The organism is Moraxella sp. ZY210820, from assembly GCF_030674635.1.
In the GTDB taxonomy this organism is placed as follows: domain Bacteria; phylum Pseudomonadota; class Gammaproteobacteria; order Pseudomonadales; family Moraxellaceae; genus Acinetobacter.
Window position 1 is genome coordinate 2045232 of record NZ_CP089978.1, and the last position, 20609, is coordinate 2065840.

Annotated in this window: 35 protein-coding genes; 5 read left to right on the plus strand and 30 right to left on the minus strand. The window is 36.4% G+C overall.

Annotated elements, in window-relative coordinates; all coding sequences use genetic code 11:
- Nucleotides 1-63: 63 nt before the first annotated feature.
- The gene (locus LU301_RS10150) at nt 64-1002 is read left to right on the plus strand and encodes a patatin-like phospholipase family protein (protein ID WP_305270462.1); all 939 of its coding nucleotides are present in this window, start codon (nt 64-66) and stop codon (nt 1000-1002) included.
- Between the two features lie 85 nt (nt 1003-1087).
- Here the strand turns inward: LU301_RS10150 and rplQ are convergent, their stop codons facing one another.
- The 28 genes from rplQ to rpsJ all read right to left on the minus strand — a co-directional run bounded on the left by rplQ (nt 1088) and on the right by rpsJ (nt 14625).
- Complete coding sequence (gene rplQ / locus LU301_RS10155) at nt 1088-1453, minus strand: 50S ribosomal protein L17 (RefSeq protein ID WP_305270463.1); 366 nt, start codon at nt 1451-1453, stop codon at nt 1088-1090.
- Between the two features lie 14 nt (nt 1454-1467).
- Nucleotides 1468-2478: a DNA-directed RNA polymerase subunit alpha gene (locus LU301_RS10160; RefSeq protein WP_305270464.1), complete on the minus strand. Its 1011-nt coding sequence runs from the start codon at nt 2476-2478 to the stop codon at nt 1468-1470.
- An 18-nt stretch (nt 2479-2496) separates the two neighbouring features.
- Nucleotides 2497-3120, minus strand: coding sequence for a 30S ribosomal protein S4 (gene rpsD, locus LU301_RS10165; RefSeq protein ID WP_305270466.1), 624 nt, complete (start codon nt 3118-3120; stop codon nt 2497-2499).
- A 12-nt stretch (nt 3121-3132) separates the two neighbouring features.
- Entirely contained in the window at nt 3133-3519 is a 387-nt protein-coding gene (gene rpsK, locus LU301_RS10170; protein WP_004641037.1) for a 30S ribosomal protein S11, read from the minus strand.
- Nucleotides 3520-3538: 19 nt separating this feature from the next.
- On the minus strand, nt 3539-3895 hold the full coding sequence (rpsM, locus tag LU301_RS10175) for a 30S ribosomal protein S13 (RefSeq protein WP_305270470.1): 357 nt from the start codon (nt 3893-3895) through the stop codon (nt 3539-3541).
- A 106-nt stretch (nt 3896-4001) separates the two neighbouring features.
- Complete coding sequence (gene rpmJ, locus LU301_RS10180) at nt 4002-4118, minus strand: 50S ribosomal protein L36 (RefSeq protein WP_000867907.1); 117 nt, start codon at nt 4116-4118, stop codon at nt 4002-4004.
- A gap of 11 nt (nt 4119-4129) precedes the next feature.
- The gene (gene secY / locus LU301_RS10185) at nt 4130-5473 is read right to left on the minus strand and encodes a preprotein translocase subunit SecY (RefSeq protein ID WP_305270473.1); all 1344 of its coding nucleotides are present in this window, start codon (nt 5471-5473) and stop codon (nt 4130-4132) included.
- Nucleotides 5474-5479: 6 nt separating this feature from the next.
- Complete coding sequence (gene rplO / locus LU301_RS10190) at nt 5480-5920, minus strand: 50S ribosomal protein L15 (protein ID WP_305270475.1); 441 nt, start codon at nt 5918-5920, stop codon at nt 5480-5482.
- A 3-nt stretch (nt 5921-5923) separates the two neighbouring features.
- Nucleotides 5924-6100: a 50S ribosomal protein L30 gene (rpmD, locus tag LU301_RS10195; protein ID WP_305270477.1), complete on the minus strand. Its 177-nt coding sequence runs from the start codon at nt 6098-6100 to the stop codon at nt 5924-5926.
- Nucleotides 6101-6106: 6 nt separating this feature from the next.
- Nucleotides 6107-6604, minus strand: a complete 498-nt coding sequence (gene rpsE / locus LU301_RS10200; protein ID WP_305270479.1) for a 30S ribosomal protein S5 — start codon at nt 6602-6604, stop codon at nt 6107-6109.
- 2 nt (nt 6605-6606) lie between these two features.
- Complete coding sequence (gene rplR, locus LU301_RS10205) at nt 6607-6957, minus strand: 50S ribosomal protein L18 (RefSeq protein WP_305270481.1); 351 nt, start codon at nt 6955-6957, stop codon at nt 6607-6609.
- An 11-nt stretch (nt 6958-6968) separates the two neighbouring features.
- A complete protein-coding gene (gene rplF, locus LU301_RS10210) occupies nt 6969-7502 on the minus strand; it encodes a 50S ribosomal protein L6 (protein ID WP_305270483.1) in 534 nt (177 codons plus the stop codon).
- A gap of 15 nt (nt 7503-7517) precedes the next feature.
- Nucleotides 7518-7913, minus strand: coding sequence for a 30S ribosomal protein S8 (rpsH, locus tag LU301_RS10215; RefSeq protein WP_305270485.1), 396 nt, complete (start codon nt 7911-7913; stop codon nt 7518-7520).
- An 11-nt stretch (nt 7914-7924) separates the two neighbouring features.
- Nucleotides 7925-8230, minus strand: coding sequence for a 30S ribosomal protein S14 (rpsN, locus tag LU301_RS10220; protein ID WP_305270487.1), 306 nt, complete (start codon nt 8228-8230; stop codon nt 7925-7927).
- A 9-nt stretch (nt 8231-8239) separates the two neighbouring features.
- A complete protein-coding gene (rplE, locus tag LU301_RS10225) occupies nt 8240-8776 on the minus strand; it encodes a 50S ribosomal protein L5 (RefSeq protein WP_305270489.1) in 537 nt (178 codons plus the stop codon).
- A 15-nt stretch (nt 8777-8791) separates the two neighbouring features.
- Nucleotides 8792-9109: a 50S ribosomal protein L24 gene (rplX, locus tag LU301_RS10230; RefSeq protein WP_305270492.1), complete on the minus strand. Its 318-nt coding sequence runs from the start codon at nt 9107-9109 to the stop codon at nt 8792-8794.
- 12 nt (nt 9110-9121) lie between these two features.
- Nucleotides 9122-9490, minus strand: a complete 369-nt coding sequence (rplN, locus tag LU301_RS10235; protein WP_305270493.1) for a 50S ribosomal protein L14 — start codon at nt 9488-9490, stop codon at nt 9122-9124.
- Between the two features lie 89 nt (nt 9491-9579).
- Nucleotides 9580-9837: a 30S ribosomal protein S17 gene (gene rpsQ / locus LU301_RS10240; protein ID WP_305270494.1), complete on the minus strand. Its 258-nt coding sequence runs from the start codon at nt 9835-9837 to the stop codon at nt 9580-9582.
- Nucleotides 9834-10031: a 50S ribosomal protein L29 gene (gene rpmC, locus LU301_RS10245; RefSeq protein WP_305270495.1), complete on the minus strand. Its 198-nt coding sequence runs from the start codon at nt 10029-10031 to the stop codon at nt 9834-9836. The genes rpsQ and rpmC overlap by 4 nt, the downstream gene beginning before the upstream one ends.
- Nucleotides 10032-10445, minus strand: a complete 414-nt coding sequence (gene rplP, locus LU301_RS10250) for a 50S ribosomal protein L16 (RefSeq protein ID WP_305270496.1) — start codon at nt 10443-10445, stop codon at nt 10032-10034. It abuts the gene before it with no gap.
- A 3-nt stretch (nt 10446-10448) separates the two neighbouring features.
- Entirely contained in the window at nt 10449-11201 is a 753-nt protein-coding gene (rpsC, locus tag LU301_RS10255) for a 30S ribosomal protein S3 (protein WP_370692197.1), read from the minus strand.
- Between the two features lies 1 nt (nt 11202).
- A complete protein-coding gene (gene rplV / locus LU301_RS10260) occupies nt 11203-11532 on the minus strand; it encodes a 50S ribosomal protein L22 (protein WP_305270497.1) in 330 nt (109 codons plus the stop codon).
- 11 nt (nt 11533-11543) lie between these two features.
- Complete coding sequence (gene rpsS / locus LU301_RS10265; RefSeq protein ID WP_305270498.1) at nt 11544-11819, minus strand: 30S ribosomal protein S19; 276 nt, start codon at nt 11817-11819, stop codon at nt 11544-11546.
- Between the two features lie 20 nt (nt 11820-11839).
- On the minus strand, nt 11840-12664 hold the full coding sequence (gene rplB, locus LU301_RS10270; protein WP_305270499.1) for a 50S ribosomal protein L2: 825 nt from the start codon (nt 12662-12664) through the stop codon (nt 11840-11842).
- A gap of 11 nt (nt 12665-12675) precedes the next feature.
- Nucleotides 12676-12996 (minus strand): 50S ribosomal protein L23, encoded by a 321-nt coding sequence (gene rplW / locus LU301_RS10275; protein ID WP_305270501.1) that lies wholly within the window; start codon nt 12994-12996, stop codon nt 12676-12678.
- Nucleotides 12993-13595: a 50S ribosomal protein L4 gene (gene rplD / locus LU301_RS10280; protein WP_305270502.1), complete on the minus strand. Its 603-nt coding sequence runs from the start codon at nt 13593-13595 to the stop codon at nt 12993-12995. The genes rplW and rplD overlap by 4 nt, the downstream gene beginning before the upstream one ends.
- A gap of 14 nt (nt 13596-13609) precedes the next feature.
- On the minus strand, nt 13610-14248 hold the full coding sequence (rplC, locus tag LU301_RS10285) for a 50S ribosomal protein L3 (RefSeq protein WP_305270503.1): 639 nt from the start codon (nt 14246-14248) through the stop codon (nt 13610-13612).
- Between the two features lie 65 nt (nt 14249-14313).
- On the minus strand, nt 14314-14625 hold the full coding sequence (gene rpsJ, locus LU301_RS10290) for a 30S ribosomal protein S10 (protein ID WP_000070912.1): 312 nt from the start codon (nt 14623-14625) through the stop codon (nt 14314-14316).
- A 431-nt stretch (nt 14626-15056) separates the two neighbouring features.
- Here rpsJ and LU301_RS10295 point away from each other — a divergent pair, with 431 nt between their 5' ends.
- Both LU301_RS10295 and LU301_RS10300 read left to right on the plus strand, forming a co-directional pair.
- A complete protein-coding gene (locus LU301_RS10295) occupies nt 15057-16244 on the plus strand; it encodes a PLP-dependent transferase (RefSeq protein WP_305270506.1) in 1188 nt (395 codons plus the stop codon).
- Nucleotides 16245-16262: 18 nt separating this feature from the next.
- Nucleotides 16263-16445, plus strand: a complete 183-nt coding sequence (locus LU301_RS10300; protein ID WP_305270508.1) for a hypothetical protein — start codon at nt 16263-16265, stop codon at nt 16443-16445.
- A 74-nt stretch (nt 16446-16519) separates the two neighbouring features.
- Here the strand turns inward: LU301_RS10300 and LU301_RS10305 are convergent, their stop codons facing one another.
- Both LU301_RS10305 and LU301_RS10310 read right to left on the minus strand, forming a co-directional pair.
- Nucleotides 16520-18799: a GIY-YIG nuclease family protein gene (locus LU301_RS10305; RefSeq protein WP_305270510.1), complete on the minus strand. Its 2280-nt coding sequence runs from the start codon at nt 18797-18799 to the stop codon at nt 16520-16522.
- A gap of 148 nt (nt 18800-18947) precedes the next feature.
- The gene (locus LU301_RS10310) at nt 18948-19565 is read right to left on the minus strand and encodes a DMT family transporter (protein WP_305270512.1); all 618 of its coding nucleotides are present in this window, start codon (nt 19563-19565) and stop codon (nt 18948-18950) included.
- Between the two features lie 75 nt (nt 19566-19640).
- On the opposite strand from LU301_RS10310, the gene LU301_RS10315 reads away from it, so the two are divergent.
- Both LU301_RS10315 and LU301_RS10320 read left to right on the plus strand, forming a co-directional pair.
- Entirely contained in the window at nt 19641-20204 is a 564-nt protein-coding gene (locus LU301_RS10315) for a hypothetical protein (protein WP_305270514.1), read from the plus strand.
- The gene (locus LU301_RS10320) at nt 20188-20556 is read left to right on the plus strand and encodes a transposase (RefSeq protein ID WP_305270516.1); all 369 of its coding nucleotides are present in this window, start codon (nt 20188-20190) and stop codon (nt 20554-20556) included. Before LU301_RS10315 ends, LU301_RS10320 begins: the two co-directional genes overlap by 17 nt.
- Nucleotides 20557-20609 lie beyond the last annotated feature (53 nt).

A 20609-nucleotide genomic window follows, 5' to 3' on the forward strand; every position in this document is an offset into this window, starting at 1 on the left:
AAATGCTATTCCCTATGTAAAATTGATAGTTTATAGTAATTTAACCCATGATTTAGAACTGTTATGTTATTGAAAAAATTATATTATTGTGTAATATTATCTGTTAGTTTAACTGCTTGTAGCACATCTCAACCCAATTTATCTATCAATGAACCTAAGCAAATGATTACAATGAATGCTGAACAAAATCAGCAAACTCGCCCTGTAATTGCCCTAGTTTTAGGAAGTGGCGGAGCAAGGGGTTATGCTCATATAGGTGTATTACAAGTGCTTGAGCAACAAGGCATTAAACCTGACTTCATTGTAGGAACAAGTGCAGGTAGTTTAGCAGGCGTATTGTATTCTGGCAAGCAATCAGCACAAGCCCTATATGAAATTGCGGAGCAACTCAAAGTTAATGACATTCGTGAATTTGACATTGGTATGCAAAGCGTCTTTGATGGAGATAAAATCGCTAATTTTGTGAATAAACATATCCAACAACAAAAATTAGAAGAGTTAAAAATACCTGTTTACGTTGTAGCAACACGATTGGATAATGGAGAACAAACCATATTTAACTATGGCGATGCAGGTAAAGCCGTTCAGGCTTCCATTAGCATTCCAACCATGTTTGCACCTGTTAAAATTGGACAATATGAATATGTTGATGGTGGTTTAGTTAGTCCTGTTTCCGTAAAAGTAGCAAAAGATTTAGGAGCTGATATGGTCATTGCGGTAGATATTTTAGCTCAGCCACATTATACAAATACAAATAATATGTGGGGATTATTTAACCAGAATATTAATATTATGCAATATCATTTAGCTAAACAGGAATTAAATCATGCTGATATTGTGATTCAACCAGATATTAAAGATAAAAAACACGTTTTTGATATTAAAGCACGCAATGAAATAATACAAGCAGGACAATATGCTACTCAAGCAAAAATAACTGACATAAAACAGCAAATTCAACAATTAACAGAGAAGCATAATCTTAAGAGCCTTAAGGAATAAAAAATAAATTCATTTCACTATAAAATATAAAAAAGACCGATAATCACATTTATCGGTCTTTTTATTTTAGATTATAAACCTAAAATTATTTTACTTCACGATCTACAAGCTCTACATAAGCCATTGGTGCTGCATCTCCAGCACGGTAGCCTGCTTTAAGAACTCGTAAATAACCACCGTTACGTTCTTTATAACGAGGGCCAAGTACGGTAAATAATTTACCAACAGTTGCAGCATTACGAGTACGAGCAAATGCTAAACGACGATTTGCTACTGTATCGTTTTTTGCTAAAGTGATTAAAGGCTCAGCAACTCGGCGTAATTCTTTTGCTTTAGGCACAGTTGTTTTAATTAACTCATGTTCAAATAAAGAATTTGCCAAATTTTGGAACATCGCTTTACGATGACTGCTTGTACGGCCTAATTTCACACCACTATTACGATGACGCATGGCGATAGTCCTACTTAATTACGGCTACGATATGCAAAACGGTCATCCATTCTCAAACTAGCAGGTGGCCAGTTATCTAAACGCATACCAAGTTGCAAATCTTTAGAAGCCAACACATCTTTAATCTCTGTAAGCGATTTTTTACCCAAGTTAGGTGTTTTTAATAACTCAACTTCAGTACGCTGTACAAGATCACCAATGTAATAAATATTTTCTGCTTTTAAACAGTTAGCAGATCGAACAGTAAGCTCTAGATCATCTACTGGACGAAGCAAGATTGGATCAACCTCTTCACTAGGTTCTGTATTTACAGGAGTGTGATCTTTCTGAAGGTCTACAAAAATTGCAATTTGTTGTTGCAAAATTGTAGCTGCTTTACGAATCGCTTCTTCAGGATCTACAGTACCATTAGTTTCTAAATCAATAATCAGCTTATCTAAGTCTGTACGCTGTTCTACACGGGCATTTTCAACCGTATAAGACACCCCTTTTACAGGGCTATAGCTTGCATCAAGTTGCAAACGTCCTACAGGGCGAGTTTCACCTTCAGAAAAACGAGCATCAGATGTTTCATAGCCACGACCCTGTGCAACTTTCAAACGCATTTTAAGCGAGCCTGTTGCACTTAGAGTACCAATCAAATGATTTGGGTTTACCACTTCAACATTATGAGGTAAACGAAGATCTGCAGCAGTAACATCTCCAGGACCTTGTTTCTCTAATGTCAAATATGCCTCATTTTGATCGAATAGCTTAATAGACAACCCTTTTAGATTTAGCAAGAGCTCGACGATGTCCTGCTGCAAGCCTTCTAAAGTACTGTATTCATGCTCTACACCTTCAATTTCCACCTCAACCACAGTTGCACCAGGTAAAGAAGATAAAAGAATACGACGTAAAGCATTTCCTAGAGTATGACCAAAGCCACGCTCTAAAGGTTCTAGAATTACTTTTGCTGAAGTTTCACTCACCGCTTCAACTTTAATTGCTTGCGGTGTAAGAAACTCATTTGCAGTACGCGTCATTTATTGCTACCTCAAGGATTATTTAGAATACAATTCTACAATCAAGCTTTCGTTAATGTCAGCAGATAAATCTGAACGATCAGGTGCAGATTTGAAAACACCTTCTAACTTAGCATGATCAACTTCTAACCAAGCAGGGATACCGCGTTGGCTAGCTAACTCAACTGCATTTTTAATACGCAATTGTTGTTTAGCACCTTCATGCACAGCAATTACATCACCTGCTTTAACTTGAATAGACGCAATATTTACGCGACGACCATTTAATGTAATGCTACGATGACTTACTAATTGACGAGCTTCTGCACGAGTAGAACCAAAACCCATACGATATACAACGTTATCTAGGCGGCTTTCAAGTAACTTTAATAAGTTTTCACCTGTTGCACCTTTAATACGTGCTGCTTCTTTGTAATAATTACTAAATTGACGTTCTAACACACCATAAATACGACGAACTTTTTGTTTTTCACGTAATTGTAATGAGTATTCAGACTGTTTAGCACGAGATTGACCATGTTGACCTGGTGCTTTTGCATGCTTCTTAGTCTTAACATCAAATGGTTTAACGCCTGATTTTAATTGCAGATCCGTCCCTTCACGACGAGAGAGTTTGCATTTTGGACCAATGTAACGAGCCATGAATGTTTCTCCTTATACGCGACGTTTTTTAGGTGGACGACAACCGTTGTGAGGAATTGGAGTCACATCGGTAATGCTATTAATCTTATAACCCACTGCACCTAATGCACGAACCGCAGATTCACGACCTGGACCTGGACCTTTTACAAGCACATCCAAGTTTTTCAAACCATAATCTAAAGCTGCTTTACCAGCAACTTCAGCAGCCACCTGAGCAGCAAATGGAGTTGATTTACGTGATCCACGGAAGCCTTGTCCACCTGAAGTGGCCCAAGCCAATGCATTACCTTGACGATCTGTAATCGTCACAATGGTGTTATTAAAAGACGCGTGAATGTGTGCAACACCTTCAGAAACGGTACGAGAGACCTTCTTGCGTGTGCGAGTATCTTTAGCCATCTTTTAGCTTCCAGAAATCTTACTTTTTAATCGGTTTGCGAGGACCCTTACGAGTACGCGCGTTAGTTTTTGTGCGTTGACCGCGGACAGGCAAGCCACGACGATGACGAAGACCACGATAGCAGCCTAAATCTAATAAACGTTTAATGTTCATAGAAATTTCACGACGTAAGTCACCTTCCGTAGGGATTTTGGCAACTTCTGCACGAATCGCATCGAGTTGAGCATCATCTAACTCACGAATTTTTGTTGTTGGAGCAATACCTACAGCAGATAAAATTTGCTGAGCAGTATAGCGACCGATACCAAAAATATAGGTAAGTGAGATTACTGCATGCTTGTTATCCGGAATATTTACACCGGCAATACGAGCCATTTACTTTCTCCAATAAAGGGAATTAAATTATAAAACTCATCTTAAGGTTAAGACCTGCAATAATAACTTAATTCACCCACTGAAATCAACAGTTCAAAGATATTTTTTAACCTTGACGCTGTTTATGACGAGGTTCTGCGCTACAAATAACGCGAATAACCCCATTACGACGGATAACTTTACAGCTACCACAAATTTTTTTAACAGAAGCTTGCACTTTCATAACTTCTCTCTTTACTCAGTAGAACTAGTATTTTTCTTCATTAAGGTTTGATTAGTATATTGATGTGATGTTAAATGTGATTGCAATTGAGCAATAAAGTCCATTGCAACAACAGCAACAATCAATAATGAAGTACCTTGTAAATGTAAACTACTTGATAAACCCAATGAGTTTTGTATCAACATCGGTAACACACAAATGATTGTAATATAAATCGCACCAATGAATGTCAAACGCCCCAGAACTTGATCTAAATAGCGAGCCGTTTGTTCACCTGGACGAATACCAGGCACATAAGCACCACTACGCTTTAAATTTTCAGCAATTTCTTTTGGACTGAACATCAAAGCAGAATAAAAGTAGCAGAAAAAAATAATCAATACAGCAAATAACACGATATATAATGGTTGCCCATACCCAAGATAAATAGACACATCTTGTAGCATACGCTTCACTGGGCCTGCATTAGGATCACCTAACCATTGACCTAAACTTGCTGGTACCATCAATAATGAACTTGCAAAAATTACAGGAATCACACCTGCCATATTAATTTTAAATGGCAAATGTGATTGTTGAGCAGAAAACATTCTTCTATCTTGCTGTTTTTGTGCATAATTCACAGTTACGCGACGTTGTGCTTTTTCAATAAACACAATACCAACTAAAACAGCTAGCGATAATACTCCTAAAGAAATAAGTGGAATTAATTTATCACTACTTTCTACTGGGAAAAACTGCAAAATAGTTGAAGGTAATGCAGCAACAATACCTGCAAAAATAATCATTGATATACCATTACCAATACCACGTTCAGTAATTTGCTCACCAAGCCACATCAAGAACATTGTCCCAGCAACCAAAGAAGTTACTGCAGGAATATAAAATGCCAATCCAGTCGTAGAAGTAATATTCTGACTAATTAGTCCTGCACTCATACCCATTGCTTGTACTAGTGCTAAAACTAAAGTTCCATAACGTGTATATTGATTAATTTTACGGCGTCCTTGTTCACCTTCTTTCTTAAGAGCTTCTAAAGCAGGAACAATACTTGTAACAAGCTGTATGACAATAGAAGCTGTAATATAAGGCATAATTCCTAAAGCGAAAATTGACATTCTTTCCAAAGCACCACCAGAAAACATATTGAATAAACCAACAAAAGTTCCTTCATTATGTTTAAAAAACTCTGCTAATGCTTGGTTATCAATACCAGGTAAAGGAATGTGTACCCCTAGTCGAAATACCAATAAAGCTCCAAGTAGAAACATCATTCGGCGAATAAGATCACGATATTTAATATGAAAAGGTTGCCCTTTTTGCACATGACCATCTAAACTAGGAGATTTTAACACCTTTCATTACCCCTCGACTTTACCACCAGCAGCCTCAATAGCAGCTTTAGCACCTTTAGTTAATGCTACATCTTGAACAGTAAATGCACGAGTTACTTCACCAGAAAGAATAATACGAGCACGCAACATATCTTTACGCACAATATTTGCTGCTTTTAAAGTTTCAAGGCTAATAGTTTCGCCTTCAATTTTATTTAATTCAGACAAACGTACTTCTGCTGTTTTAAGTGCAATCTGACTAGTAAAGCCAAACTTTGGCAAACGACGGTAGATCGCAGTTTGACCACCTTCAAAACCTGGACGCACACCACCACTTTTACGTGATTTTTGACCTTTGATACCACGACCACCAGTCTTACCAACACCAGAGCCAATACCACGACCTAAACGGCGATGTTCACGTTTAGCACCTTCAGCAGGTGCAAGTTCATTTAAACGCAGAGTCATGTGTTATTCCTCTACACTAACCATATAATACACTTTATTAATCATACCTCGGTTAGAAGGCGTATCTTGCACTTCTACAGTATGACCAATACGACGCAGACCTAAACCTTTCAAACATTGTTTATGCTTTTCTAAACGATGTGATGAAGACTTAGTCTGGGTAACTTTAATCGTTTTCATGATTGATTACCCTTGAATTTCTTCTACAGAAAGACCACGTTTAGCAGCAACTTTTTCTGGAGAAGTCATATCACGTAAACCTTTAAATGTTGCATTTACAACATTCGCAGCATTTGTAGATCCATAGCATTTAGCAAGTACATTTTGAACACCAGCAGCTTCTAACACTGCACGCATTGCACCACCAGCAATTACACCAGTACCTTCAGAAGCAGGTTGCATATAAACACGGCTTGCACCATGACGAGCATTTACTGGATGCTGTAATGTTGTACCATTTAAATCTACAGTAATCATATTACGGCGTGCAGCCTCTAAAGCTTTAGCAATTGCAGCAGGCACTTCACGAGCTTTACCACGACCAAAACCTACACGACCATTACCATCACCTACCACAGTTAATGCTGTGAAAGAGAAAATACGACCACCTTTTACAACTTTGGCTACACGATCTACAGCAACCAGCTTTTCAACGAGACCTTCGTTTTGTTCAACTTTTGCCATGATTAGAACTCCAAGCCACCTTCACGAGCAGCATCAGCTAATGCTTTGATACGACCATGATATTTAAAACCCGAACGGTCAAAAGCAACAGCTGTAATACCAGCAGCTTTTGCACGTTCAGCAATTAATGCACCTACTTTCTTTGCAGCTTCAACATTACCAGTTGTACCGCTACGCAAAGTAGCATCTAAAGTTGAAGCTTGAGCTAAAACTTTTCCACCATCTGCTGAAATAATTTGCGCATAGATATGACGTGGTGTACGATTTACACACAAACGAATTGCACCTAAAGCACGGATGTGTAAACGAGTGCTTTTTGCACGACGCAAACGAGATTGTTTCTTTTCGTTCATCTTTTACACCCTTACTTCTTCTTAGCTTCTTTACGAAGTACAACTTCATCTGAATAACGCACACCTTTACCTTTATATGGTTCAGGAGCACGATATGCACGAATATTTGCTGCAACTTGACCTAATTTTTGTTTATCTGCAGACTTCAAAACAATTTCTGTTTGAGTTGGAGTTTCAGCAGTTACACCTTCAGGTAAAGTGTAGTTAATAGGGTGTGAATAACCTAAGTTTAAATTCACAACATTACCTTGAACTGCAGCTTTATAACCAACACCAATAAGTTGTAATTTGCGTTCAAAACCTTCACTTACACCTTTCACAAGGTTATTTAATACAGCACGAGCAGTACCAGCTTGCATCCAAGCGTCTTTAGACTCTTTTACAGGAGCAACTTGAAGTTTACCTTCTTCCTGTTTCAACTCGACCAGTGCATGCAGGTTGAAAGATAGTGTACCTTTACTACCTTTCACTTCGACCTGCCGACCGTTCTGAGTAACTGTAACACCATTTGGCACAGTTACTGGGGCTTTAGCCACACGAGACATGAGGAATCACCTTAATTAAGAAACAAAAGCAATTACTTCACCACCAATACCTGCAACACGTGCTGCACGATCAGTCATGATACCTTTGCTTGTAGAAATAATTGCAATACCCAAACCTTGTTTAACACTTGGTAAGCTATCTTTTGCACGATATTGACGTAAACCTGGACGGCTTACACGTTTAATCGTTTCAATAACTGGTTTGCCTTCAAAATATTTTAAAGTTAAAGTCAAAGTTGATTTAACACCATCTTGTGCTACTTCAACATTTGAGATATAACCCTCTTTCTCTAATAAATTTGCAATAGCAACTTTTAATTTAGAGCTTGGCATAGAAACAGTTTCTTTCTTTGCCATTTGTGCGTTACGAACACGAGTTAACATGTCGGCAACTGTATCTTGCATACTCATTTTGTAGCTCCTTACCAGCTTGCCTTAACAACACCAGGTACATCACCCTGCATTACTGTTAAACGCAACATATTACGACTTAAACCAAATTTACGGAAATAGCCATGTGGACGACCTGTCAATCCACAACGATTGCGTAAACGAACAGGAGAGGCATTACGAGGCAATGCTTGTAATTTCAACATTGCTTCAAAACGCTCTTCCTCACTTGCATTCACATTAGCAATAACTGCTTTTAATTCAGCACGTTTTGCAGCATATTTTGCAACAGTTTTCTCGCGTTTTAACTCACGATTTACCATACTTTTCTTAGCCATATCGACCTCTTACTTAAATGGGAAGCCGAACGCACGAAGAAGTGCACGACCTTCATCATCATTACGAGCAGTTGTAGTAATTGTAATATCTAAACCACGGATACGGTCAATTTTGTCAAAATCAATTTCAGGGAAAACGATTTGCTCTTTTAGACCCATAGAATAGTTACCACGACCATCAAAAGATTTTGAAGAAAAACCACGGAAATCACGAATACGTGGGATAGCAATCGAAATCAAACGATCTAAAAATTCATACATTTGATCACCACGAAGGGTTACTTTACAACCAATCGGCCAACCATCACGAATTTTAAAACCTGCAATTGACTTACGAGCCAATGTTACTACTGGTTTTTGACCAGCAATTAATTGCATATCAGCAACTGCACCATCTAACAATTTTTTGTCAGTTGCAGCAGCACCAACACCCATATTGAGAGTAATCTTAGTGATGCGAGGAATTTCCATCACGTTAGCTAAACCAAGTTCTTCTTTTAACTTAGCTTTAAGCTCTTCATTATAACGAGTTTTAAGTCTGGCCATTGCCTTTCCAACCTATTACTTCGCCACCGCCACTGGTTCACCATTAGATTTGTAAACGCGTGTTTTTACACCATCTACAACTTGATAACCAACACGGTCAGCCTTTTGGGTTGCAGCATTTAAAATTGCCACATTTGAAATATGAAGCGAAGCTTCTTGTTTAACAATACCACCTTCAGCACCAGTTAAACGATTTGGCTTTTGATGCTTCGTTACTAAGTTAAGACCTTCAATCTTAACACGGTCACCAGATACTGATAAAACTGTACCTTGTTTACCTTTCTCTTTACCAGCAATCACAATAACTTGATCGCCTGCTTTAATTTTTGCCATGACTGCCTCTTTTTACAAAACTTCTGGAGCCAATGAAATAATTTTCATGAACTGTTCAGTACGAAGTTCACGTGTCACTGGTCCGAAAATACGAGTAGCAATCGGAGCTTTGTTATTATTCAACAATACTGCTGCATTATCATCAAAACGGATTAATGAACCATCTGGACGACGCACACCAAATTTTGTACGAACAACAACTGCATTCATCACGTCACCTTTTTTAACACGGCCACGCGGAATAGCTTCTTTTACAGTCACTTTAATAATGTCGCCAACAGAAGCATAACGACGATGTGAACCACCTAGTACTTTAATACATTGTACACGGCGAGCACCGCTGTTATCTGCAACGTCGAGCATAGTTTCGGTCTGAATCATTGCCCTACTCCAAAAACCAAGCACTACTAGCCACAAATTCGAGTAAATATGATACCCGAATTTGGCTAATAATGCAATAAAAACGTTAATTACTCAGTAGCAGCTTCAACTACATCGACTAAAACCCAAGATTTAGTCTTTGAAATTGGGCGACTTTCTTTGATAGTTACAATATCACCAATTTTAGCAGTATTGTTTTCATCATGAGCATGTAATTTGGTTGAACGGCGAATTGATTTGCCGTACACCGGGTGTTGAACACGGCGTTCAATAAGTACAACAATAGATTTATCCATTTTGTCACTTACGACTTTACCTGTTAACGTGCGGACTACTTTTTCACTCATTGTCCGTTCCCCTGTTTTTCGGTAAGGAGTGTTTTAATGCGAGCAATAGTTTTGCGAGCAACTTTTACTTCATGTGTTTTACTCAATTGACCAGTTGATTTTGCCATACGCAAACGAAACTGATTTAATTGTTGTTCATCAAGTAAAGCTTTTAACTCTTCTACCGATTTTTCACGTAGATCTTTAGTATTCATTTACATTACCGTCCGAGTCACGATAGTGGTCTTAAACGGAAGTTTAGCAGCAGCTAAAGCAAATGCTTCGCTCGCTAATTCGTCGTTTACACCTTCAATTTCGTACAGAATCTTACCAGGTTTAATTTCACAAACCCAATATTCCACATTACCTTTACCGTTACCCATACGAACTTCTAATGGTTTTTCAGTAATTGGTTTATCAGGGAATACACGGATAAAGATTTTACCACCACGCTTAATACGACGACTGATAGTACGACGACAAGCTTCAATTTGACGAGCAGTCATACGACCGCGTTCTGTAGCTTTTAATGCAATACTACCAAATGATACTGTACTTCCACGATGTGCCAAACCTGTATTACGGCCTTTATGCACTTTACGGAATTTAGTACGTTTAGGTTGCAACATGGATTATTCTCCCTTGTCCGCAGCACGGTCATTATTGCGACGACGGCGTTCTTGCCCTTCACCACGACCACGACCACGTTTAGCTGGACGCTCTTCAGCTGGAGTTGGGTTCATAACTTGTTTCATACCACCCAAAATCTCACCACGGAAGATCCATACTTTAACGCCGATAGTACCATAAGTTGTTTCAGCACGCATAGTTGCATAATCAATATCAGCACGAAGTGTATGTAGAGGTACACGACCTTCACGATACCATTCTGTACGAGCGATTTCCGCACCACCTAAACGACCAGAAACTTCAACTTTGATACCCTTAGCACCAGCACGCATCGTATTTTGTACCGCACGTTTCATTGCACGACGGAACATTACACGTTTTTCTAATTGTGAAGCAATTGCTTCTGCAACTAAACGTGCGTCTAAATCTGGGCGATCAATTTCATTGATACTGACTTGTACAGGAACACCCATGATTTTAGCAAGTTTGTTCTGTAATTTTTCAATATCTTCACCTTTCTTACCAATCACGATACCAGGGCGAGCTGTACTAATTGTTACTTTAGCTGCACCAGTAGGACGCTCGATAAGAATATTACTAACCATTGCATTTTTAAGTTCTTTATTTAAAAACTCACGAACTTGCAAATCTTTAAGCAAATAGTCAGCATATTGTTTCGGATTAGCATACCAGTTAGCATTGTGACGTTTCACAACACCTAAACGAATGCCAATTGGATGAACCTTTTGACCCATATCAAACCCCTACCTTAACGGTGATATGACAAGTACGCTTAGTGATACGATCTGCACGACCTTTTGCACGAGGCATGATACGCTTTAAGCTCATACCCTCATCAACAAAAATCGTTGTTACCTTCAAATCGTCTACATCTAAACCGTTATTATGTTCAGCATTCGCAATCGCTGATTCAAGTGCTTTTTTAACCAGCACTGCTGCTTTTTTATTGCTAAAATTTAAAATATCCAAAGCACGAGCAACAGATTTACCACGTACTTGATCAGCAACTAAGCGAGCTTTTTGTGCCGAGATAGCGGCACCGCGTAATTTTGCAGTAACTTCCATCATGACACCTATTAACGTTTAGACTTCTTATCAACACCGTGACCACGATAGGTACGAGTTGGAGCGAATTCACCCAATTTATGTCCAACCATATGCTCTGTAATAATTACAGGAACATGGTTACGACCATTATGCACAGAAATTGTTAAACCAACAAAATCTGGAAGAATCATCGAACGACGAGACCAAGTTTTAATCGGCTTACGAGAATTACTCGCAATAGCCGCTTCAACCTTAGCAAACAAGTGCGCATCGACGAATGGACCTTTTTTCAATGAACGAGGCATTAGTCAGATTCCTTTACTTGTTACTTGACACGACGGTCGCGGATAATCATCTTAGAAGTACGCTTATTAGTACGAGTCTTGTACCCTTTAGCTTTTTGACCCCATGGACTTACAGGCTGAATACCTTTGTTACGTCCTTCACCACCACCATGTGGGTGATCTACAGGGTTCATAGCCATACCACGTACGGTAGGACGAACACCACGCCAGCGTGAAGCACCAGCTTTACCTAATGAACGAAGGTTATTTTCGCTATTAGAAACTTCGCCAATTACAGCACGGCAGTCTACATGTACTTTACGCATTTCGCCTGAACGCAAACGAATAATTGCATAAGAACCATCACGACCTAATAATTGAACTGAAGCACCAGCAGAACGTGCCAATTGAGCACCTTTACCAATTTTCAATTCTAAGTTATGAAGTGTAGAACCTAATGGCATATTACGAAGTGGCAAGCAGTTACCTGTACGGATAGGAGCATCATTACCTGACTGTACACTATCACCTGCACGCAAACCTTTTGGTGCAATGATATAACGACGTTCACCATCTGCATATTTTAATAATGCAATATGAGCAGTACGGTTTGGATCGTATTCAATACGCTCTACAACAGCTGGAATACCATCTTTATTACGTTTAAAATCAACAATACGATAGTGCTGTTTATGACCACCACCAACATGGCGAGTAGTAATGTGACCGTTATTATTACGACCACCAGTACGTTTTTTAGCTTCTACCAACGGTGCATAAGGACGACCTTTGTGAAGATGATCATGTACCACCTTCTCTACAAAGCGACGACCTGGAGACGTTGGCTTACATTTTTGAATCGGCATAATTTTCGTCCTTATTCCGCTGCATTCTCAGCGGTATCGCCCAAGTCAGCCATTTCTACATCTTGACCAGCTTTCAGGGTGACGTATGCTTTTTTAACATCAGAACGTCGTCCTAATGTACGACCAAAGCGTTTAGTTTTACCTTTAGTGATTGTTGTATTTACTTTAACAACTTCAACACCAAAGAGTTTTTCTACTGCTTTTTTAATTTCAAGTTTAGTTGCATTGATATCAACTTTAAATACTTGAACACCAGCAGTATCACCTAAAATTTGCGCTTTTTCTGAGAATACTGGCCCTTTTAAGACCTGATAGATACGTTCGTTATTCATCCGAGTTCTACCTCAATTTTCTTAGCAGCAGCCACAGACATCACAACTTTATCAAACGCAATTAAATCTACTGGATTAATTGCAGTTGCATCAACCACATCAACATGTGGCAAGTTACGAGCAGCTAAATACAAGTTCTCATCAACAGCATCAGTAACGATTAAAGCACGAGTTGCGTTTAATTCGTTTAATTTTGCAAGTAATTCTTTTGTTTTTGGAGCAGATACTTGAATATTATCCACTAGCACTAAGCGTTCTTGACGAACTAACTCAGCCAAAATACATTGCATTGCACCACGGTACATTTTACGGTTTACTTTTTGCGACCAATCTTGTGGACGAGCGGCAAATGTTTTACCACCACCAACCCAAATTGGGCTACGAATAGAACCAGCACGTGCACGACCTGTACCTTTTTGACGGAATGGCTTCTTACCACCACCAGATACATCTGCACGAGATTTATGAGCGCGAGAACCTTGACGACCACCTGCTAAATAAGCAGTAACCACTTGATGAACAAGAGCTTCGTTAAATTCACGTCCAAATGTTACTTCAGACAATTCAACCGCAGAGCCGGAAACAGTTTTTAAATTCACGTTATTTCCCCTCATTAAGCCTTGATAGTAGGACGTACAATTACGTCTCCACCAGTTGCACCAGGAATTGCACCTTTTACAACTAAAATTGATTTTTCTGCATCAATCGATACGATTTCTAAACCCTGTACAGTTACACGCACATCACCTAAGTGACCCGGCATTTTTTTACCTTTAAATACGCGTCCTGGTGTTTGGTTTTGACCAGTAGAACCTAATACACGGTGAGAAACAGAGTTACCATGAGAAGCATCTTGCGTACGGAAATTCCAACGCTTTACACCACCCTGAAAACCCTTACCTTTAGATTGACCAGTAACATCAACAATTTGACCAACAGCAAATAAATCAACACCAATTGATTGACCAACTTCGCGACCTTCAAGCTCCGCTTCAGAAACACGAAATTCTTTTACTAAACGACCAGCTGCCACACCCGCTTTTGCAAAATGACCTTTTTGAGCATTTGCAACACGAGATTCACGACGCTCGCCTGTAGTTACTTGAATTGCTTGATAACCATCAGTTTCAAGTGTTTTAATTTGTGTGATACGGTTTGGATCGACTTCGATCACTGTAACTGGCACAGAGACGCCGGTCTCTGTAAAAATGCGAGTCATACCGCATTTGCGACCGACTAAACCAATAGCCATGTGTGTAAACCTCTTAAATTACGGCTCGATTAACTAATTTAATTTAAGTTAATCAATCGAAAGCCTTATCCCAATGCGATCTGTACATCAACACCAGCAGCCAAATCTAATTTCATCAACGCATCTACAGTTTTATCTGTAGGTTGTACGATATCGATAAGACGCTTATAAGTGCGGATTTCATATTGGTCACGAGCGTCTTTATTGACGTGTGGTGACGTTAAAACGTTGAAGCGTTCGATGCGAGTAGGCATCGGAATAGGACCACACACTTGTGCCCCTGTACGCTTAGCGGTTTCTACGATCTCTTGAGCTGATTGATCAATTAAGCGATGATCAAAAGACTTAAGACGGATACGGATTCGCTGGTTAGACATACCAGTAAAACTCCAAGCCAAAATAAATAAAGAATCACCTTTGATGCAATTTTGTTTATTTTAAATCCACAAAATATTCAAAGGCAGTGAAAAACACTGTAATCATGAACGATGCCATGATATAAACAATGAAATATGTTTAAAACATAAACATATTACCCATTTATGGGATTATTCATTATAACAAATGATGATTTTTTTTGCAACAATTTATAGAGTAATCTCATTAAATATAATAAGATATTGATGTTTAATGAATTATTGATTTTTATTTTTTTAATATTTTAATTAAATCAATAATTTAAATCACTCATGTGATTAGTCTGCAATTTACAGCTAAATTTATAAAATAAAATCAAAGGATAATTGCTTTCTTATTATTTCTCTACTAGAATAATATTTATACATGATTATCTTAATTTGAGTACACAATGCCTACATTACAAACCAAACTTATTCATCATCGTCAAGCACCACAAAATATAGAAACCCTACAACCTGCAGTATATCGAGCATCAACAATTGTGTTTAAAAATACATCTGCCATGCTCAATCGTCATTGGACAGATGCTTATGATTATAGTTATGGTACACATGGCACACCAACGACTTATAGTTTAGCTGACCAAATTGCTTTATTAGAGGGTGGGCAATATTGTTTACTTGCTCCTAGTGGTTTATCTGCAATTAATTTAGTCAATAGCACCTTTTTAACACATGGCGATGAAGTATGGTTACCCGATAATAGTTATGGCCCCAATTTAGAACATTTACAATATTTACAAAAACAATATGGCATTATCTTAAAAATCTATAATCCACTTGATGTCGAAAGTTTCCAACCATCAAAGAAAGCAAAATTGTTATGGTTAGAAGCCACTGGCTCGGTTACGATGGAATTTCCAGATTTAAAAAATCTCATCAAAAAAGCACAATCTTTCAATATTTTAACTGCACTCGATAGTACTTGGGGAGCTGGTTTAGCTTATTCACCATTTGATTTAACTGATGAACATTTAGCAGTTGATATTTCAGTGCATGCTTTAACCAAATATCCAAGTGGTGGTGGCGATATTTTAATGGGTAGTGTAGTAACAGTAGATAAAAATTTACATCATCAATTATTGCGTGTACACGCTTTACAAGGCATTTGTGTATCAGGTGATGATTGTGCTACGATTTACCGTAGTTTACCAAGTATGGCTTTACGTTATCGCCAACAATCTATTAATGCTATGGTTTTACTCGACTGGCTTAAACAACAAACTTTTATCTCTCAAGTATTACACCCTGCTGACCCTGATAATATTAGTCATGGCTTTTGGCGTGAAAGCTGTCAAACAAGTTTAAGTGCAGGTTTGATTAGCATCATTATTGATGAACGCTACGATTGGAATGCAGTATGCCGTTTTTGTGATGCTTTAAAACTCTTTAAATTAGGCTATAGTTGGGGTGGAGCAACCAGTTTGGTGATGTTGTATGATGTAAAAAAAATGCGTCAATTACCGCAAACTCATCTAAAAAAAGGGTACTTAGTACGTTTTTGTATTGGTTTAGAAGATGTGAATGATTTAATTGCGGATATTGAACAGGCATTAAATGTTTTTTATTTTATATGAGAATAGAGTTGAATTACTATGAAAGGTGAATATAATTTCAGTCGTATGAAATCTCGCCCAAATCCTTATGCACAGCAACTTAAACAACAATCTATTTTTGATAAAGATGTAGAGATTATTCTCAAAGAAAAAGTGCTAAGCAATGAATATCAACGCCAGCGTTTAAATGAAATGATACGTTTGATGTTTGCTACGCCTTAAGATTTTGATTCAACAATGCTAGTAAAGAAAATCTTACTAGCACTCTTTTCAAACTACCACTAAAAGTTTTGAATCTATTTGTAAAAGTAAATAATTAATAAAATAACAATAATACTAATACAAATATATTTAACAACACTAATACTATTTTCATTATCCTTTCTTTCCTTCTTATTTCTATTGCGAGAAGCATTGATATGTTGTACTTGATATGGATGATTCGTAATGATTTTTTGTTCATCATTACTTACATGGTTATCATTTAAATCATTGATAGTATGATTATCCAATCTTTTCATCAAGTCATTAAAATCTACTTTACTAATTTGTTTAGTATTTCTTGATTTCTTTTTAGATTTTTTATCAAAAACTTTAATATTATCATCTAAAGAATTTACTCTATCAAGATTATTATTTACTTGATTAGACCCATTTTGATTATTCACTTTTTTTCTCTTGGCATTAGATTTATTTTGCACTATAAAACTATCATTTTTATTTGTACTATCACGATAATGTGAAAATTTTGATTTGCAAATTTGAATATAAGATTCTTTAAAATATTCATCTATAAAATCAAACTTATAATTCAAACCTTTAATTGAATTAATAACTATCAATAAATCTACGTTATATATATCATTTACATCAATGAATTTTCCATCTTGATAAAAAGTTCTTTTGCTCTGATAAGACACCAATATGTTCTTGATTTGTTGCTCAACTTCTTCTAGATTTTGAGTATAAAAATACCCTACTAATACCCAATCATCAATATTACCATATTGTTGGATATTTATATTTTTAACACACGTTTTGTAGTCAGCTGATGTTCCTACTTTTACTACACATTCTGTACATGATACCGCAATATAGATATACCCTTTTTGATATAATTTATCAATAATATTGCTTTTTTGATTAGTCTTTTCTTTATTTTCTAGTTGTTCTATTCTTAAATTTGATTTATTATCAAGAATAGCATTATCATTTTGAGCTATATTTTTTATCTCAACAGCAATAAAATTACTAGTATCTTTTAAATCACAAGTTTTGATGTACTTTTGAGCTAACGCTTCATTTATAAAATCAAAGTTATAGCCTAAATTCTTAATTGAATTAATTACCGTCAATAAATCTACTTGATATATCTCAGTCGCAATAGTTTCTTTTTCATTTTTATAATATGTTCTTTTAACTTTATATGATTTAAAAAGTTGTTGAATTTGTCTCTCAACTTCTCCCATATCTTGGGTAGAAAAATATCCAATTAATTGCCAATCACTGATATTCGCATATTGTTCAACATTTAAATTTTTTATACGAGCTTCACAATTGGTTGAAGCCCCTATTTTTACTATACTTTCTACAAACGACACAGCAATATAAATATATCCTTCTTGATGCTCTCTGTTCATGTAGCTTAAAGTATCTGGGCGACACATAACACAGTTTCCAAATTTATTACGAAGTTCATGTCCTCTTTTACACAGAGTTACGCCATAGGCTAAAATATACCCATTATCTTCCATGATTTCTCGATAATCTTTCCGTTTACGTCCTGTAGCATTAAATACTTTTTCTAATGGAATTCCTAACCTATTAATAAAATCTAATTGCTCTTGGTTAAGTTCTGACATATCCACTCCAACTAGTTGTTCTATTATTCTTAAATTTGATTTATTATCAAGAGTAGCATTATCATTTTGAGCTATATTTTTTATCTCAACACCAATAAAATTACTATTATCTTTTAAGTCACAAGTTTTGATGTACTTTTGAGCTAACGCTTCATTTATAAAATCAAAGTTATAGCTTAAATTCTTAATTGAATTAATTACCGTCAATAAATCTACTTGATATATCTCTGTCGCAATAGTTTCTTTTTCATTTTTATAATATGTTCTTTTAACTTTATATGATTTAAAAAGTTGTTGAATTTGTCTCTCAACTTCTCCCATATCTTGGGTAGAAAAATATCCAATTAATTGCCAATCACTGATATTCGCATATTGTTCAACATTTAAATTTTTTATACGAGCTTCACAATTGGTTGAAGCCCCTATTTTTACTATACTTTCTACAAACGACACAGCAATATAAATATATCCTTCTTTATGTTCTCTTTCATTGTAGCTTAAATTATCAGGGCGACATATAACACAATTTCCAGATCGAGTACGAAGTTCATGTCCTCGTTTACATGGAGTTACGCCATAGGCTAAAATATATCCATTATCTTTCATTATTTCTCGATAATCTTTCCGTTTATGTCCTGTAGCATTAAATACTTTTTCTAATGGAACTCCTAACCTATTAATAAAATCTAATTGCTCTTGGTTAAGTTCTGACATATCCACTCCAACTATAAAAGAAAAATATTGAAAAAATTAATATATAAAGACTACAAATAATCCTACCTAAATTTAAAATAACTTGCAATCACTAATTAAAAACGATTAATCCTTTTAAGGGTATTTCAACAAATTCTACATTTTTATTTTATTTCACCCCTGCAATAATCCCACTCACAATAATCCCACTCACAATAATCAGCAACATTCCTATAATAATCAACATAGAAACTGGTTCATTAAACACAAATATCCCAAACAAAGTTGAAAATACCACTACCAAATAACCCAATGCCGCCACCATAAATTTACGTCCGACTTTATACGCATAGGTCATGGCTAATTGTCCGACCATCGCAAAAAAGCCAATACCCAATAAATAAGGCAACATTTCAAAAGTTAAACTTGACCAGCCTTTTATACTACTGGCGATTCCTGCTAAAATAGTCGCCAAAGTGGAAAAATAAAATACTATTCGCCATGACGGCTCGCCCAATAAAGATAATTCTCGTACTTGCAAATAGGCATAACTAGCTATTGCTCCACTACATAACCCGATTAATGTAGCAAATACACCATACTGTAAAATACTCGGGCGTAAAATAAAAATCACGCCAATTAAGCCTAATATTAACGTGAACCATGTTAAACGGCTTGGGATTTGTTTTAAAATAATAACTGATAATAAGGCTAAAAATATTGCTGATGTATGATTAAATGTAATAGCAGTCGCTAAAGGCAAATTTCCTAAACTATAGAAAAACATAAATCTGAGTACATGACAAAAATAAAAAAGAGTTAGAATTTCAGTTGAAGAAAATAATAGAAATATCTAACTCTCATGAAACATCATATCGAACTTTTATCAGTCATTCAACAGTCATTTTCAAAAGTACAACATAAAATTGATGCAAGACGTAGCAATTTTTTGGCGTGGCTTATTATTACATTATGCAGTGCTCGTCCGGTGAATTATCAACGACTATCCTTGCAGATGGGAACAGATGCCAAAACTGAAAGTAATTACCGTAGAATCCAACGTTTTATGGACAGTGCTTGTTTAAGTATGATGGTCGTTGCTCAAATCATTTATCAATGCCTAGGGATAACATCAGGCAAACATGTATTAATCATGGATAGAACCAACTGGAAATTTGGTGAACAAAATATCAATATTTTAATGTTAGCCATTAAACATCGTGGTATTGCTTATCCGTTGATGTTTAAGTTATTGAATAAACGTGGAAATTCTAATAGAGATGAACGTATTGCCTTAATCAATGATTATATCAAATGGTTTAGTCAAGATAGCATTGAGCATATATTGGCAGACAGAGAATTTATAGGTAAACGTTGGATTGCTTACTTAGAACAGCAACAAATACAGTATGTTATTCGTAATTAAAAATACATCTCAAAACAATCGTTTAGAGTTATATCAAAGCCGATGGCAGATTGAATGTTTATTTAAAGCCTTAAAGTCATCAGGATTTCATCTTAAAGATGCTCATGTGAAAGATTTACAACGTTTACACATATTAATTAGTGTGTGTTTATTCGCCTTTGTATGGTGTTATCGTATTGGGGAATATATACATGAACACATTCAACCCATTGTCATTAAAACTCATGGTCTTCAAGCTGAAAGTGTGTTTAAATATGGACTTGATAAACTCTCTCGCTATCTCATTTCTGGTTTTAAACCTAAAGAAATTATTAACATGGACTTCTTTAGGTGGTTTTTGTCATGTACTTAGTATATCGCAATAGAATATTTGTATTAATGACAACAATATTAGTCATATAAGTC